We start from the raw sequence: 14,937 nt of genomic DNA, 5'->3' as shown, positions 1-14,937 counted from the left end.
CAACCAAAGGCAATGACCACAACGTCGAGCCAGAGTAGAAATATCTAAGGAAATACTATGTACATCCCATCTTCTCGCTCTTTACAGACAGCTCAAAAAACACCCCTGGCGCGCACCCTGCTTCTAAGCGCCGCTTTATTGGCCGCAGGAGGATCTACGACCGCGCCATTCGCCTATGCAGCGTCCGCCGCTGATACCGCATCCAGCAAAAATGTCGTCGCGGCGCAAAGCAATCCCGGTCATTACGGCTTTAAACTGGGCGATTTCAAGATCACCGCGGTTTCCGACGGCTCGGTGATGGTCGACTTCACCAAGCTGATGAACAACACCACGCCGGAAGAGGTGACGCGACTGTTGGCGCGCCATTATCTGGGGCCGCAGGTGGAAACTTCCATTAACACGTTTGTCATCGACACTGGCGAGCATGTGGCCATCGTGGACACTGGCGCAGGGGATATTTTTGGCGACAAAGGCGGTCACCTGGCGGATAACCTGCAGGCGGCGGGATATCAACCTGAGCAGATCGACGCAGTACTGCTGACCCATATTCACGGCGATCACTCCTCCGGTCTGACTCGCGGCGGCAAGATGATGTTTCCCAACGCGACGGTTTATGTGGATCAACACGATGTCGATTTCTGGCTGAACCCGGACAACAAGGCCAAGGTGAATGAGACGCTGAAACGCGGCTTCGATTGGGCGGAACAGTCCGTCAGCCCCTATCTGAAAGCCAATAAAGTCAAAACATTCAACAGCGATGGCGAGTTGTTTCCCGGCGTGAGAACCGTCGCCACCCATGGCCACACGCCCGGACACACGGTGTACGAAGTGGAAAGCCAGGGCCAGCGCATCCGCTTCCTGGGGGATCTGTTGCATATCCGGGACATCCAGTTCGCCAGACCGGAAATCACCATCGATTTCGACGTCAACTCGCCGGAAGCCGCCCGGCAACGACTCGCCGCCTTCAACGATGCGGTGGAAGGCGCATATCTGGTGGGCGCCGCGCACATACCTTTCCCCGGCGTTGGCCATGTACAGCGTGACGGCGGCGCTTTTGAGTGGATTCCGGTGAATTACAGCGCGCAGGTGAAGTATTAATCAGGCAGACAAATAGCTTCCTTCTATTTGTCTGCAACGACGTGGCCTGCACATGTCAGGCCACGTCTCCCGCGGCTAGCCGCCGCGCAGGCGCATCCATGCGCCTGATTATTAACATGCCAATATCATTGCCATATTAATAATTTTCGCCCTTATCCAAACCTTCCGAAAACGATTCGAACAAGAGGGCCTGGCCGCGCATAAGCGTCGCCGGGCCCTGGCGTAAAGTCGCTGCCTGAAAGAGCGCAATCCCCCTTCGTAGTATGACTTCTTCAACTATAATGAAACTTAACGCCTTTCCTGGGCGCGCCGGACGTATTTGCGGGCTGTAGCGATGGACGCGAAGGGAATGTCAGCCGCCGATGCGGGATGAACCTTCGCTGTTACGGGTGGCGGCTTCAGAGAACATGTCATGGCAGGGTCAGCTTGAAGGAGGTGCGCATGTTCATTTCCAAAAATCACATCATTCACTTGGCGGACGGGCGATTACAACCGGCCTCCAATACCTCGGCGGCGGACGTGCGCAACATCTTGCGGCAGGCGCTGCAAAAGAATCCGGCGGCGGGAATCGTTGTTCATTTTCACGGCGGTCTGGTCAGCGAAAATAGCGCCAGGGAGACGGCGGAGCAACGTCTGTATCCCCTGTACGCCGCTAAAGCCGGGGCGTATCCCATCTTCTTCGTATGGGAGTCGGGCTTTTTTGAAGCGCCCATGAACAACCTGAAGGAAATCGCCAACGAAAAAATCTTCAAGGAATTTGTGAAGAAAGCGTCGGAGTGGGTGTTGAAGAAACTCCCCTCGGGCGTTGGCGTAAAAGGCGCAGGCGGGGTGGGGCTCAACGAAGTCAGCTTGCAGCAGGAGTTTGACGACTGGTTCGCCGGGCGCAGAGAAACGCTTCCTGACGCGCTGCATCAATCCGCCGACCTGTCCGACGCCGTTATCGCGATTAATACCCGCAGTGTGGCGCTGGATGAAGATGAACTGCGCGCGGAGATCGCCGACAGCATTGAAGGGGACCCTGTCTTTCAAGAAGCGGTGACGGAGGTGTATAACGGCCTTCATCCCCGAAACAGTCTGCAGCCGGCGACTAAAGGCGAGGGTACAAAAGCCGCGGCCAATTCCCAAATCAGCAAGGAAGCGGCGGACCGCCTGTTCGAACCTCACCCCACGGACGCCACGCGAGGATTCGGCGCCATCGCCTGGTGGAAAGTCGCCAAGGTGGTCGCCACCATCGTCCTGCGTGTTATTCGTCGCTACCGCGCGGGACGGGCCCATGGCGCTTACGTCACTCTGGTGGAGGAGGCCTTGCGGGAACTGTATATCGACAAAATCGGGCGCTCGGTCTGGTGGGACAGGATGAAGAAAGACACCGCCGACGCCTTCACCGAAGGCAATGAATACGGCGGCCATGCCTTTTTGCTGGCGCTGAAGGAGGAGCTGGAAGGCGTGCAGTCGCCGCCCAGAATTACTCTGGTTGGGCACAGCACCGGCGCGATTTATATCTGTCATCTGCTGAAAAGCGCCGCCCGTCTGCTGCCCAATCAGCAATTTGACGTCGTCTTTGAGGCGCCGGCCGTCACTCATGCCTTGATGGCGGCCACAATCGCTGAACACGGCGGCAGGATCAGTCACTTCCGCCAGTTCGCCATGTGCGATGAGCGCGAGGCAGGAGATATTCTGGTTCCCATTCTGTACCGCAGCTCACTGCTGTACTTCGTCTCCGGCATGCTGGAAAACGAACCGGACGAACCGCTGGTCGGCATGCAGCGTTATCTGAGTGAGAGCGACGTCTATAACGCCGATATGTTTCCCAACATCCAGGCCTGTCGCGAGTTCTATGGCAAATACCCCAACAGCCTCATATGGTCGCCCAGCGCAGCAGGAGATGGCCGCAATAGCGACGGCCGTAAACATGGGGATTTCGATGACGCCGACGACAGCACCATGGCGAGCGTGGCGCATATCCTTCAACACGGGTTTTAAACGATATGGCCAGTGACGATTACGCTATTCTGGTGGGCATCAGCCGATACGGCGACCCTGAGCGCCTGCCTGATCTGCAGGGGCCGGTTCGGGACGTCAAACTGATGCGCGACTGGCTGACGTCGCCCACTGGCGGCGATGTGCCCGCAACGCATGTCATTGAAATCGTCTCCGACGAGACCGGGATGACTCCAGCGGACCTATCAGCAGGCGCCGTCGCCGGGGACGATGATGACCACACGCTGCCGCCGCTGTTTCAGGACTTCTTCAAGAAGTTCCTGAAACTGGTCAGCAAACCGGACCGCAGTGGATACATCTATCGCGACAGCCGACTCTATCTGTATTTCTCCGGTCACGGTTTTTGCCAAAAGTATCGCCGTGAGGCCCACGCCGCTTTATTTGTCGGCAATAGTAGCCCGATAGAAAACTGGAATATTTACGGCACCTATTTTGCGCAATGGACCAAGGATCAGGGCCTGTTTTCTGAGATCGTGCTGATCATGGACTGCTGCCGCGACGCCAAGCTGACGCAACGACCTATGCCGCCGCCCCTGCCGCAACCCACCAATATCGGCGCCAGCGTCTCGCCAAAGCTGTTTGAACTGTATGGGGCGCCGCGAGGAGGCAAGGCGCAGGAGCGCGCCATCGTCGCCCGTAATGGCGAAGTGCACGGCCTGCTGACCCACGCGTTCCTGGATGCGCTGGAGCATGCGGAGTGGGGGAAGACGGCGGTGCCTTCCCAGGCGGTGAAAAACTATCTGGAAAGCCAATGGCGCATTCTCTGCGAAGGACGGCCGGCGGACCCGCCGGAGGTAGTGGTTCCGTCCATTGGCGAAATCTATTTTCAGCGCAAGGCCGCTAAATTGAAGTCGCAACGCTTTAAAGTGAAGCACTGGGGCGACGGTGAGAAAGTCAGGATCGTCAACGGCCAGTTTGACGTTATCGCTGAACTCACCCTCGATGGAAGCCAGGTGAAAGTTAGACGAAGTCTTCAGAATGGAGACAGTGGCGGGGAGGAAGTGGCGATCCCTGTCGTCGACGGAGAATTTGAGTTGCCGCTGCCGGTCTCACTGCTGATGGCGACCGGCGGCGCATCGATTCAACAGAAATTTGAGACCGGAGGTGACGATGTCGAACTCTAAAGCATCCGTTACCGTCAATATCGCCGATGGTCAGGGCGAGATAGAAGTGGTGGACAGCGCCTTTCAGGTGGTCGCCAGCGGCTTTGGCGCATTAAAGGTGGATTTGCCCCCGGGATTGTATAAAGCGCGCGCGCTGGCTGGCGGTGGCAGTACGGAGTCGTTGTTTATGGTGGAGCCGCAAACGAATACGCTGACGGTGCCGCTGAACGCCGTTGAATTCGCCAATCCGGCGCCGTTGCAGGAGAGCGGCGACTGGAGCAAGCGACAACAGACGGCGCTGTTCGATCTGGTGGAGAGCGAACCCGAGGATGTAGGGCTGGGATTGGAGGGCGGCCTGCTGCTGAGCCTGCGTCTGGATGCGGCTCCCGATGGCGACGAGGGGCGGAGCGCGGACCGTTTGCGCTCAGCTATGGAGCGACTGCAACTACGGGACGCCATGGGTAACCAGCTCCCTGATTTTCGCCGCAAAGAAATCCGCCTGCCGGAGCTGGGGCTGATCGCGGTCAATCTGAAGTTGAAAGCCGGATACTACTTGTTGGGCTATCAGAATGAGAAGGAAGAAACGGTGTTAACGCCGTTTTATGTTGTGACGGGGTGGCGCACTCAGGCTTATTTTCATCTCCAGGATGATGGCGCTTTGGAATATCAGGATTTCAGCGAACGCGCCATGCTGATGACTCCTTCGGGGATGGGCTTGTCCCACTATGAGCTGCGACGATACTTGCGGCTCACGGAGATCGCCCGCTACGCCTTACTGCAGGGACGCCAGGCCATTACCCGGGAGGAAATGAACGCTCTGTTGCAGGACAAATTCTTTAATCCGCTGTTTGGTCTGTTCGCCGCGCATTTGCTGCTTTTGAGCCCACGCCCCAATCAGGACTTGCTGAAAACGGTGATCCATAACACCGCCGGGATGCTTGGCGTGGACAATCCGGATATTCTGGCGTTGGGCGTCGCCCTGGCGGCGCTGAAGGGAGAAACGCCTTTCATGTCTTTGTCTGGCGTGAAGTTCCCGCCCATGCTGAGCGCCAGCTGGAATGTGTTATTGGACCAGCCGCAGATGTTTGCGGCTAATCCCATCTTGCGGGAAGTGGCGGCCAGACAGGTCGCACAGGGACCCTGGCTGGCCTGGAGGCTGGAAGAAGAGGTAGGAGGCCGTATTGTGGCGCGTCCGGGAGGCTCAGCACTGTCGCCGCAAATACTAGAGCTGACTTTAAATATATCATCCAATATATTGAAAAAAATGAATATATTTACCAGTAATTATAACTTTTCCACTGCGGATAGCGCACCCTGGACAGTGGCTGATACTACTTCCGGGCCAGAACAGGACGTGCTGGAGGCGATCAAGGATCTTGCCTGTAATAACCCCTGGCGAGAGATCATTCGGGAGCAAAAGAAAGCGACTCGGGAAGGAGTGGGCGGGCTTAATCTGACCAGTCTGCAAATCTCACTGCTGCCTATGTTGCAGCTGATCAAAGAGCAACTGGAAGAGGGAGACGACTTCTCGCTGGCGGAATTCAGGTTGATGATGTCAGGGCTGCATGTGCCGTTTGTGGTGGCGGCGGAGGCGTTGCAGGATTTGACGGAGAAACTGGCGCTGATTGCGGCGCCTTCCAACGGCTAGTCGCCGCCGATCAAAAGCCGATCAAAAAAAGGGGGCTGGGAAGCCCCCGACTGAGTGGACATCTCAGGTGGAACCGTTATGTGATGTCTGATCGCTCTTAATGCTAAGGGTTTTGGAAAGGGTATTAAGACTGCGTGTCGCTGCTGGGCGCGTCGTCAAATAACCAGCGTTTGTGCTGCACCGCAGTGTGGCCCATCTGGCTCGCAGTGGAGTCGCCGGATTTGGCGGCGGACTGCTCTTTCTGCTCCGCTTTCTTCTCCCACAGATAGCCGCCGCCTTGTTCGCTGGCGTTGGTAGTCATGGCGTAGCTGGTCGCCATCAGCGTCGCTAAAATCATTGCTTTGGTTTTCATCGTTTCAATTCTCCAGTTACAGGGTGTATCTCGTTAAACCTTTACGGACAGTATTTTTCGCTACGGGTTTGGCCCGGCTTAATCCGAATCCTTTTGGTTTCCGCTGCTGGCAACTCCCTCGCAACAGGCCGGCTGCGCCGGTAATTCGAAAAGGATGGCGACACTATGTCGCGTCGGCGCTGACCGCGGCATGACGCATGGATTACAGGGTCGTAATGCGCGCGTCATCTTTACGCACGGCGTCACGGGTTATCTTTGCGCCGCCGCGCCCGCACGCGCGGCTCGATTCTTCAAACACCCCCTATGCGACAACCCCAGGCAGCCCGGAGGCCCAACATGAAACTGCTGGTCGTGGAAGACGAAGCGAAAACCAGGGAATACCTGCGGAAAGGCCTGACGGAAGCGGGCTTTGTCGTGGATACCGCCGCCAATGGCCTGGATGGCCGACATCTGGCCATGACCGAGCATTTCGACCTGATTGTCATGGACATCATGCTGCCGGACCTGGACGGCTGGCGTCTGCTGGGGTCATTGCGGGAAGCGGGCAACGCTACCCCGGTGCTGTTTCTGACCGCCCGCGACAGCGTGTCGGACCGGGTGCAGGGACTGGAGTCAGGCGCCGATGATTATCTGGTGAAGCCGTTCGCCTTCTCCGAACTGCTGGCGCGCGTGCGCAATATCCTGCGGCGGGGTCTGGTTCCGTTGAGTGGGAACCAGCTGAGCGTAGGCGATCTGACATTGGATATCTCCCGCCGCAGCGCGCGTCGGGGAGGGTCGGAGATACAGCTCACCACGAAAGAGTTCACCTTGCTGGAGTTGTTCGTGCGGCGGCAGGGGGAAGTGTTGCCGCGGTCTCTGATCGCCTCTCAGGTGTGGGATATGAATTTTGACAGCGACACCAATGTCATTGATGTGGCGGTGCGTCGCCTGCGTATGAAAGTGGACGACGGCCATGACATTAAATTGATTCAGACCGTAAGGGGCATGGGTTATCGGCTGGATGTGCGCAATGAGTTCCACTAAACGGCCGTTGCCGCTTGCGGTGCGCATCACCGCTTTGGTGGGCGTGGCCATACTGGCGGTGTTTTTGGTGTTCGGCTGGCTGATCGAGCGCACTATTGATCAGCATTTCATGGAGCAGGACGGCGCGGTGCTGAAGGAAGCGGCGGCGGTGGTGGAGGACATGTTGTTCCAACACTGGCCCGCTGAAGATCTGGGCATGCTGCAACGCAAGCTGGATCGCGCCCTGCCGGGTCGTCTCGGCGTGATTTGTAAACTCAGCAAGCCCTCCAACGAAGTGATTTACGCCTCCCCTGAGTTCCGGGGCAGAGGTTCTCCCGGAGATCTTGAAGTGCGCACCGTCATTACCGCAGATAATCTGCGTATGTGGCGGGACGGTCAGAATCTGTACCGGGGAATTCGTCTGAAATTGAGCGCTCCCGAAGCGGCTCCGTCCTCCTACTATCTCGTCACATTGGCCCTGGAAATCAGCGCCCATCGGAAGTTCATGAAGAGCTATCGCCATACCTTGTGGGCGTCCACTTTATTGGCGGCGCTGGTGGGTATCTGCGGCGTGTGGGTGGGCGTGGGCAGGGGGCTGGCGCCGTTGCGGCGGGTCAGCAATCGCATTCGCGGGGTGTCGTCGGACCGGCTGCATGTGCGCCTGGAGCTGGATGAAGCGCCGGTGGAACTGGTGGAGCTGGCGGCGTCTTTCAACGATATGATGCAGCGCGTGGAAACGTCCTATCAGCGCCTGTCCAATTTCGCGGCGGATATCGCCCACGAGTTGCGCACGCCGGTTACCAACCTGATGACCCAGACCCAGGTAGCGCTGAGCAAAGGACGGGGCGTGGAGGAATATCGGGAGGTGCTGTACTCCGGTCTGGAGGAGTTTGAGCGCATCTCCAAAATGATCGACGATATGTTATTGCTGGCGCGCACGGAGAGTGGTCTGGGACGCCTGTCGCCAGAAAAGGTAAGCTTGCGCCAGGAAGTGCAGGATCTGTTTGACTACTTCGAAGCCTGGGCGGAAGCCCAGGGCGTATTGCTGACGCTGAAGGGGCGCTGTCGCAAAGTGCGGGGAGACCGCATGATGCTGCGCCGCGCCGTCAGCAACCTGCTGTCCAACGCCATACGCCACACCCCCGAAGGGGGGACGGTGTCCGTCTCCCTCTGCGACACTCCCGGCTTCGCCGTGGTCAGCGTCGCCAACCCCGGCCCCGGCATTCCGCCGGAACACCTGTCCCGCGTGTTCGACCGCTTCTACCGCGTCGACGACTCCCGCTGCCGCACCGACGAAGGCGCCGGCCTGGGACTGGCGATCGTCAAATCCATCGTAGAAGCCCACGGCGGCTGCATCGCCGCCAACTCAGAACAAAACCACACGCAATTTGTGATGAAAATGCCGGGTAAATAAAGCGCGCCTCCAGGGCGCAGGAGACTTATCCTCCGCGCGCCGCGGCGAAATCCGGGTAGAGAATAAAGTTATGGATAAGCAGCGGAATCAGCCCGCCAAACATAATGACGGTGCTGACAACCAGGACATAACAGAGACCGATTTGAAACCTTGAAGCGTGAGCGCGAAAGTTAATGCTCTTCCTGTAAACGCTTTTCTGGTAATTGAAGCGCCCCTCCACAAACCTTTTGGCGAGCCCTTTAAGGGGCCTGCCTTTGTAAGGTTGCAGCAAAATGCCCGACACATAGTTGAATAGTCGAATCAGGAAGCTGAGATAGAAGATCCCTTTCTCCAGCGTGTATTGCCGAATCTCAAACTTCTTATCGAAAGGCCTGACGATGGAGAAATAAGCCACAGGCAACTGAATAAGCAGAATTGAGAACATGACCAGCCCCCAGATAAGCAACCCGTAATGCCAATAGGCGTTGGGGCTTAAAAAGAGCATTGAAGGTGAAGGCATGGACAACTCTCGTGACTCAAAATGGTCTGGCGACTAATTATTCCGGGCTGCGGCGAAGTCAGGGTAGAGAATAAAGTCATGTATGAGTAAGGGGATGACGCCCACAAACAATATAACTGTGCTGATCAGCATGATATAGCACAGCGAGATTTGAAACCCGGAGGCATGAGCGCGAAAGTTAACGGTCTTCTTATAGACGCGCTCCTGATAGCCGAGACGTCCATTCACAAATCGTTGCGCGAGACCTTTCAAAGGCTTGTCTTTATAAGGCTGCACCAATATCCCCGCCACGTAATTGAACAGTCGCATCAAAAAGCTGACATAGAAAATCCCTTTTTCCAGCGTGTAATACTTAATCTCAAACTTCTTATCAAAGGGCCTGACGAGCGTGAAATAGGCGACAGGAAGCTGGACTAATAATATTGAAAATAAAACCAGCCCCCAAGATACCCAATAGTAATGCCATAGTGGGTTTGGGCTAAGAAGCAGCTCAGGTGGGGCGTCAGCCAATACGTTACTCCTGTCAAAATATGCGGCGGCATGGGGTCATACAACCGGCACGGACCCAACTAATGTGCGGACTTCGATACAAATGCAGAGTAACAGAGGTCGTCATGAAGGTAGTGGAACTTTAGCCGCCATGCGCTGCAGCGAAGTCAGGGTAGAGAATAAAGTTATGGATAAGCAACGGAATCATGCCGCCGACCATCACGATAGTGCTGGCTACTAAAATGTAGCTCAGGACTATTTGAAGGGGGCTGGCGGAGGATCGCATATTAATTCTCTTTTCATACAGCCGATCCTGATATGCAAACTTGCCATCAATGAGCCTTTTGGCGATCGGGTTGGAAAGCTTGCCGCGATAAGGCTCAAATACAATGCCGTGAACGTAGTTGGTCAGGCGGACGATAAAGCTGCCATAGAAAATCCCCCTTTCCAGAATGATATTTTTCATTTCGAACTTCTTGTCGAAAGGTCTGACCAAGGCGAAGTAAGCCAGTGGAAGCTGAATGAGCAACACTGAAAACAAGACCAGCATCCAGGCTATCCAGAAGTAATGCCATATGGGGTTTGGGCTGAATAGCAGCTCAGATAGGGTGTCGGACAATAAGTGTTCTCCTGTTGATAGCCTGGGATGTGCGGCAACCTGGGCGGAGTTCTTTAGGGAGCGAAGAGGCTCCCATCGCCGAAGCCGCACGCATGACCAGCCGCATATTCCGTGTAGTTTAAGAAACCGTGGTGCGCCAGGCAATTAACGTCGAATCGGGTAAATCCACATGCTGTTTGTGACGAAAGCGCCGTGTAATTTGCGGGTTTATTCAGGCGCAGGCGAGGTCAGCTTTGCGGTGCTGACCATTAAGCCGCCCGCACGCCGGTGCACTTCGGATAGGCGCTGCAGCTGAAGAACTCGCGGCCGGCGCTGGGGCCTTTTTTGACTCTGCGACTGACCATTCTGGCGCCGCATTGGGGGCATATTCTCACTCTTTGAGTGGGCTTGGGTGGGGTGGCGCCGGCAACCTTCATGACCTGCAGTGGAGACGGCGCCGGCGGTTCTTGCTGTTCAGTGATGCGCTGTATCAGACGGTTGAACCAAGGCGTTTGCAGTAAGGCGATAATCCCTGCAAGAGGGGCTAAAAACCAGAATTTGAGCGCAAACTCTAATGTCGTGTCCATTTTGCTTCCTGCCGTATCCGTTCCGAATTGTTCTTATTTGGAAGGAGTATAGTCCACGGGCGCTGGCTTGGGCGGCTTTGGCGAGGGGAGTCGTAGTTATTACGGTGTGGATAATAGGGTTGTACAAAATATGATCTTTTCTTGAAGGTTTCGCTTATTCATTCACGCCTATAATGATAATCGGCTCATGCTGTTTCGTTGACGCCGAAGGAGCAACCTTTCTCACTGCAAGGAGTGTGTCCCATGGCCAAAACCCACAAGCAAATCATTGAAGCGATCGCCCAGCGTATGTACAAGCGTCGTGTGCGGGAAGCGAACACCAACAAGCGCGGCTTTACCATGTGCTACGCCGTTTCCACAGTAACGGGCCGCTGCTATGTCGGCTACAACATGGCGGAATTGAATACGACAGACTGGGGAACAGGCGGGTGTGCGGAAAACCGCGCGGCATACCTTGCGATGGCCTATGGCGAGGCGCTGGATAACATGGTGTTCTTCGCTCTGAACGACAACAGCGAGTATTTTAATGCCTGCAGCGAATGCCAGCGCTGGCTTTGCGGCGACCATCCCGGACGGGGATTTCTGAAGAACCAGAGTCAGGAGTGGATGATTTGTACAACGCGATTTCAGCCCTCATCAGGCGCTTATGTAGATATCCCGCTGACGGACCGAGAACAGGAAACGCTGTTCGCCGCAGGAGATGAAATTGATGCGGACTCCCATGAGTTTTACAGGGATATCCGTTACAGACAGGGCTGACCCGCTCAGTTTTTCGGATCGTATTCTCCAGCCAGCAGGTCCGTCATGTAACGATCATAGAGCCCCTCGGCGCGGACCTGCCGGAGCCCCTCGTTGAAGATCAACATCAGACGCAAGGAATCCTTGTGGGCCTTGGGAAACAGCAGGCTCAGATGAGTGGTGACGAGGGGTTTGGGGTTGTAAGTGATGGATTCCCTGATGGCTTTGGGAAACTGCTGGCGCAGCAATGTCAGACCGGCGACCGGGCCCATCAGGCACAGGTCAATGCGATTCAGCGCCAGCATGTTGAAGTTCTGTTCATCCTCCGGGACGGTGCTGACTCGCAACATCCCGGACTCCGCCGCCGCCCAGAATTCTTTGGTATAGGTATAACCAATCGTGGCGCCGATGCTGTAAGGACGCAGGTCGTCGAGGGCGTTCCATTTTTCCAGCGGAGTGGTCTTAAGGTGAAAGAAGACAGTGTCCTCCTCCGCCAGAGGCTCGCTGCAATAAAAATCCTTCTTCCGCTCTTCGCTGCACGCCCAATAGGATGCGGCGTTATGCAGGCCCTGCTTCGCCTGCTCATAGCTGCGGGCCCAAAGGTAGTATTCGAAAGTGACGTCGATCCCCTGGCGCTTAAAAACCTCCGTAACGACATGGCTTATGAAGCCGCCATGGGGGCCTTTCTGCGACGTCCAGGGGATATACTCGCCAGTAGCGATGGAAATGGTTTCACCAGCCTGGGCGGATACTGAAATACAACTAAAGGAAAGGCAAAAGGTAAGCGTGCGCAAAGCGCACAGCAGTAACTGGGCGCGCTGCTTTGAGGCCGGCTGCAAAGTTAGAGTATCCATATCGGCGCTAGCTGCTCAGGTATGCGTGGGGTTCACAGGATTTTGATATAAGAATTAGTGTAGTTAATTTTTATAGTGTCGTGACCGCGCATAGGATGCCTTTCCTCGGATTTGCTGACTTGGACAAGATACTGAAGGTAGCTTGCGCCTAATTCGGGGCTGAAATGATTGGCGTCCTGCCACAGTGTCGGCTTATCCAGAAATTCGCGATCATATATTTCTGAGTATGACACCAGGCTGTTTTTCTCACCCAGCATGCCGCTTATTTCCATCAGTAATTGGTCGACCTCCTCCGGGCTCAATAAGTCTGGATGGACTGGTGGAATAAATGGAATAACCTTGGTTTGCGCACTTGCCTTTCTTTGAATCCGTTTGATCTCCAGAGCAATGTTGCTCGCATACCTCGAGATATAGCGATATTGTCGATACACTCTTTTGTCAAGCGTGCTCACTTCAGTAAAGAAAGAGCCAGCCGAACCGGACTGGCTGCAATCAAACTTCGCAAGAGGTTTGGGACTGAATTTGTCTCTCAGCGCCTTAAAAGATAAGAAGAACGTTCTCAGGCTGATCAATTTGGCGACAAGGCCTTTTTGGGCGGACAAGATATTCTCCGGCGGCGTGTAAGGCAGTGCCTCCACAAGAATGACGTCGAACTTGTTCAGACGCACCGCATAATCGACAAGGTATTCTGTCTGCGCGGAAGTGATAGTACTGACGCCTATGTTAAGAATGGAGTTAAGAGCGCAGGTGTCGAAGCCTCTCATCACCCGGGACGATCCGATCAGCACTTTGGCGGCGGAGGTCTTGGTCAGTGCGGCGCGTATGTCCTCGAAAACCAGTCGCGTATTAATTTCATCATAGATTCCAGGTTCGTCCGTCACCTCCGTTACCCAACCCAAACCCAGCGGGTCCATAAAGATGTTTACAGGAATGACCACGGCGTAAAAAAGGGCGACGACACAGGCGATGCACTTCATATAACGGGTCACTGCTCACCCGCCATAACTGAAGCTGGAGCCATTATTGGCGAAGGATAGGGACAGACACAGCAAGACGCCCGCAGCTATGGCGGCGCGCAAGCGATTACTCCAGCGCGGCGTAACATCGGACGTCCCTTTTTCCTCCAGCAACCCAAATATTTGCATAGAGTTAGGGCAACAAAAGGTAATCGCGGTAACGATCAGAATGTGAAGCATACTGAGATCCGGCGATAGCGTCGGCTGCGCAATCTCATAACGATTGACGGTTGTGAGCGTTGGGAAAAAGCTGTAGTACTCGATCCATTCGCCATGAAGATAGTCGGAGAGGAAGGCAAGCCTGTCAGATACGAAAAGGGTTGGATTATGCGCAAGCATGTCGGTGAATGCGCGGACTATCTCAAAATCAGGATGAGTGAACTTAATCGCGCAAAGGCAAATAAAGCTGAGCAAAATTACTCTTGAGAATATGCCGGGGAAATGTGATGAGGGGACCTTGCGTCTTCTGAGTAATAAGGATGACGATTCAACGCATACAATGGTGAGTGCGACGCACAGGCTGATCGCCACAGTGACAATATCTGGCGCATGCCAGACGCCGACTACGCCAAAAGAGCAAAAGACAGCCCCGGCCCATGCTAAGAGATAACGCGTATTGAGGTCTTTGACAGGCGCTTTTTTCAATAGGAGATAAACCGGTTGAAAGACATATTGTCTGACAAACGCCATGAAACTCATATGCCAGGACATGACGTACTGTTGCGGGGTTTTGGCTTTTAGGGGCGAGTTAAAGTTGACGGGCAAGCGGACGCCGAAAAATAAGGCGATGCCAATGGCCATATCTGAATAGGCGGAGAAAACGTAGTAGAAGCTCAGCATGCCGCCCCAGAAAATATATAGAAGCTCCGTTAGGGAAAAGTAGGTTTCCGGATTGATTCTACTGACCTGCAATAAAGCGCCTGTCATGCTTTCTATTGGGTCTGCGATCAGTGTTTTCTTGGCGAAGCCGAGAATAAACAGGCTGATTCCCAAATCTGTGTTGTAGGTGGAAGGCGAGGCCCCTTGCCGCAACTGTCCCATCATGTCTTTATAGGTGATGATGGGGCCGGAGGTGAGTGTGGCGAAGAAGAAAGAAAAGAACAGATAGTCGCCTACTTGAATAGACTTAACCTGCCCGTTGGCGGAGTCGACAATCGCGGTGACCTGTTGCAGTGAGTAGAACGCAAGACCCAGCGGGAGCAAAAGGGATTGGGCAAGCCCGCTGTCGAAGTGAACCTTACCTCCGAACAGCTTATAGAAGATCAACGGAGCAAGGCTCACTGTAATTCCCGCCAGTTTATACAGCTTTTTCCTGTGAGGATTGGCCTCCATGCTCCGAATCAGGTTCAAGTTGATCAGAACGACGGCGAGCAGAATGGCGAGCGAAACCAAGTCAGCGAAGGCGAGAAACAACATCGACGCAAAGGCGACGCTCAGTCGGGCGTAGGCGGGGGCTATTTTTCTGAACAAGGAGAAGAGGCAGAAGATCGCCGGAAACACCAGCAGGTAGAAGGTGAGGTAGGAGATTTTCATCTCGT

At 55.1% G+C, this 14,937-nt stretch carries 15 protein-coding genes; 7 read left to right on the top strand and 8 right to left on the bottom strand.

Going from position 1 to position 14,937, the window contains the following annotated elements; genetic code table 11:
* Positions 1–57: 57 nt before the first annotated feature.
* The 4 genes from HCH_RS16230 to HCH_RS16215 all read left to right on the top strand — a co-directional run bounded on the left by HCH_RS16230 (position 58) and on the right by HCH_RS16215 (position 5,850).
* Positions 58–1,098 carry an MBL fold metallo-hydrolase gene (locus HCH_RS16230; protein WP_011397426.1) on the top strand — a complete coding sequence of 347 codons (1,041 nt, stop codon included), beginning with the start codon at positions 58–60 and terminating at the stop codon, positions 1,096–1,098.
* Positions 1,099–1,539: 441 nt separating this feature from the next.
* Complete coding sequence (locus HCH_RS16225) at positions 1,540–3,081, top strand: hypothetical protein (RefSeq protein ID WP_041598714.1); 1,542 nt, start codon at positions 1,540–1,542, stop codon at positions 3,079–3,081.
* 5 nt (positions 3,082–3,086) lie between these two features.
* Positions 3,087–4,223: a caspase family protein gene (locus HCH_RS16220; RefSeq protein WP_011397424.1), complete on the top strand. Its 1,137-nt coding sequence runs from the start codon at positions 3,087–3,089 to the stop codon at positions 4,221–4,223.
* Positions 4,210–5,850, top strand: coding sequence for a hypothetical protein (locus tag HCH_RS16215; protein WP_011397423.1), 1,641 nt, complete (start codon positions 4,210–4,212; stop codon positions 5,848–5,850). Before HCH_RS16220 ends, HCH_RS16215 begins: the two co-directional genes overlap by 14 nt.
* A gap of 124 nt (positions 5,851–5,974) precedes the next feature.
* Here HCH_RS16215 and HCH_RS16210 read toward each other — a convergent pair whose 3' ends face one another.
* Complete coding sequence (locus tag HCH_RS16210; protein ID WP_011397422.1) at positions 5,975–6,202, bottom strand: hypothetical protein; 228 nt, start codon at positions 6,200–6,202, stop codon at positions 5,975–5,977.
* Positions 6,203–6,538: 336 nt separating this feature from the next.
* Between HCH_RS16210 and HCH_RS16205 the strand changes: the two genes are divergently transcribed.
* Complete coding sequence (locus tag HCH_RS16205) at positions 6,539–7,225, top strand: heavy metal response regulator transcription factor (protein WP_011397421.1); 687 nt, start codon at positions 6,539–6,541, stop codon at positions 7,223–7,225.
* Positions 7,212–8,618, top strand: coding sequence for a heavy metal sensor histidine kinase (locus tag HCH_RS16200; protein ID WP_049780970.1), 1,407 nt, complete (start codon positions 7,212–7,214; stop codon positions 8,616–8,618). The genes HCH_RS16205 and HCH_RS16200 overlap by 14 nt, the downstream gene beginning before the upstream one ends.
* 25 nt (positions 8,619–8,643) lie before the next feature.
* On the opposite strand, the gene HCH_RS16195 is transcribed toward HCH_RS16200, so the two are convergent.
* The 4 genes from HCH_RS16195 to HCH_RS16180 all read right to left on the bottom strand — a co-directional run bounded on the left by HCH_RS16195 (position 8,644) and on the right by HCH_RS16180 (position 10,791).
* On the bottom strand, positions 8,644–9,117 hold the full coding sequence (locus HCH_RS16195) for a hypothetical protein (RefSeq protein ID WP_011397419.1): 474 nt from the start codon (positions 9,115–9,117) through the stop codon (positions 8,644–8,646).
* Between the two features lie 33 nt (positions 9,118–9,150).
* Positions 9,151–9,627, bottom strand: a complete 477-nt coding sequence (locus tag HCH_RS16190) for a hypothetical protein (RefSeq protein ID WP_011397418.1) — start codon at positions 9,625–9,627, stop codon at positions 9,151–9,153.
* 121 nt (positions 9,628–9,748) lie between these two features.
* Complete coding sequence (locus tag HCH_RS16185; RefSeq protein WP_011397417.1) at positions 9,749–10,225, bottom strand: hypothetical protein; 477 nt, start codon at positions 10,223–10,225, stop codon at positions 9,749–9,751.
* A gap of 248 nt (positions 10,226–10,473) precedes the next feature.
* Positions 10,474–10,791, bottom strand: coding sequence for a topoisomerase DNA-binding C4 zinc finger domain-containing protein (locus HCH_RS16180; RefSeq protein WP_011397416.1), 318 nt, complete (start codon positions 10,789–10,791; stop codon positions 10,474–10,476).
* A gap of 243 nt (positions 10,792–11,034) precedes the next feature.
* Here HCH_RS16180 and HCH_RS16175 point away from each other — a divergent pair, with 243 nt between their 5' ends.
* Positions 11,035–11,550, top strand: coding sequence for a hypothetical protein (locus HCH_RS16175; protein ID WP_011397415.1), 516 nt, complete (start codon positions 11,035–11,037; stop codon positions 11,548–11,550).
* A 5-nt stretch (positions 11,551–11,555) separates the two neighbouring features.
* Here the strand turns inward: HCH_RS16175 and HCH_RS16170 are convergent, their stop codons facing one another.
* The 3 genes from HCH_RS16170 to HCH_RS16160 are packed head-to-tail and all read right to left on the bottom strand — an operon-like array spanning position 11,556 to position 14,932.
* Positions 11,556–12,383 (bottom strand): substrate-binding periplasmic protein, encoded by an 828-nt coding sequence (locus HCH_RS16170; protein WP_011397414.1) that lies wholly within the window; start codon positions 12,381–12,383, stop codon positions 11,556–11,558.
* Between the two features lie 32 nt (positions 12,384–12,415).
* Positions 12,416–13,372 (bottom strand): hypothetical protein, encoded by a 957-nt coding sequence (locus tag HCH_RS16165; RefSeq protein ID WP_041598713.1) that lies wholly within the window; start codon positions 13,370–13,372, stop codon positions 12,416–12,418.
* A 3-nt stretch (positions 13,373–13,375) separates the two neighbouring features.
* The gene (locus HCH_RS16160) at positions 13,376–14,932 is read right to left on the bottom strand and encodes an MBOAT family O-acyltransferase (protein ID WP_011397412.1); all 1,557 of its coding nucleotides are present in this window, start codon (positions 14,930–14,932) and stop codon (positions 13,376–13,378) included.
* Positions 14,933–14,937 lie beyond the last annotated feature (5 nt).

The sequence above is a fragment of the Hahella chejuensis KCTC 2396 genome, assembly GCF_000012985.1.
Taxonomy (GTDB): Bacteria; Pseudomonadota; Gammaproteobacteria; order Pseudomonadales; family Oleiphilaceae; genus Hahella; species Hahella chejuensis.
The sequence above is the reverse complement of the archived record's forward strand: the minus strand, read 5'-3'. Positions and strand labels throughout refer to the sequence as shown.

Coding starts and splice junctions, on each gene's coding strand:
- HCH_RS16170 (WP_011397414.1), bottom strand. CDS start 12,383: ATGGATACTCTAACTTTGCAGCCGGCCTCAAAGCAGCGCGCCCAGTTA.
- HCH_RS16195 (WP_011397419.1), bottom strand. CDS start 9,117: ATGCCTTCACCTTCAATGCTCTTTTTAAGCCCCAACGCCTATTGGCAT.
- HCH_RS16180 (WP_011397416.1), bottom strand. CDS start 10,791: ATGGACACGACATTAGAGTTTGCGCTCAAATTCTGGTTTTTAGCCCCT.
- HCH_RS16220 (WP_011397424.1), top strand. CDS start 3,087: ATGGCCAGTGACGATTACGCTATTCTGGTGGGCATCAGCCGATACGGC.
- HCH_RS16160 (WP_011397412.1), bottom strand. CDS start 14,932: ATGAAAATCTCCTACCTCACCTTCTACCTGCTGGTGTTTCCGGCGATC.
- HCH_RS16175 (WP_011397415.1), top strand. CDS start 11,035: ATGGCCAAAACCCACAAGCAAATCATTGAAGCGATCGCCCAGCGTATG.
- HCH_RS16200 (WP_049780970.1), top strand. CDS start 7,212: ATGAGTTCCACTAAACGGCCGTTGCCGCTTGCGGTGCGCATCACCGCT.
- HCH_RS16230 (WP_011397426.1), top strand. CDS start 58: ATGTACATCCCATCTTCTCGCTCTTTACAGACAGCTCAAAAAACACCC.
- HCH_RS16210 (WP_011397422.1), bottom strand. CDS start 6,202: ATGAAAACCAAAGCAATGATTTTAGCGACGCTGATGGCGACCAGCTAC.
- HCH_RS16215 (WP_011397423.1), top strand. CDS start 4,210: ATGTCGAACTCTAAAGCATCCGTTACCGTCAATATCGCCGATGGTCAG.
- HCH_RS16225 (WP_041598714.1), top strand. CDS start 1,540: ATGTTCATTTCCAAAAATCACATCATTCACTTGGCGGACGGGCGATTA.
- HCH_RS16205 (WP_011397421.1), top strand. CDS start 6,539: ATGAAACTGCTGGTCGTGGAAGACGAAGCGAAAACCAGGGAATACCTG.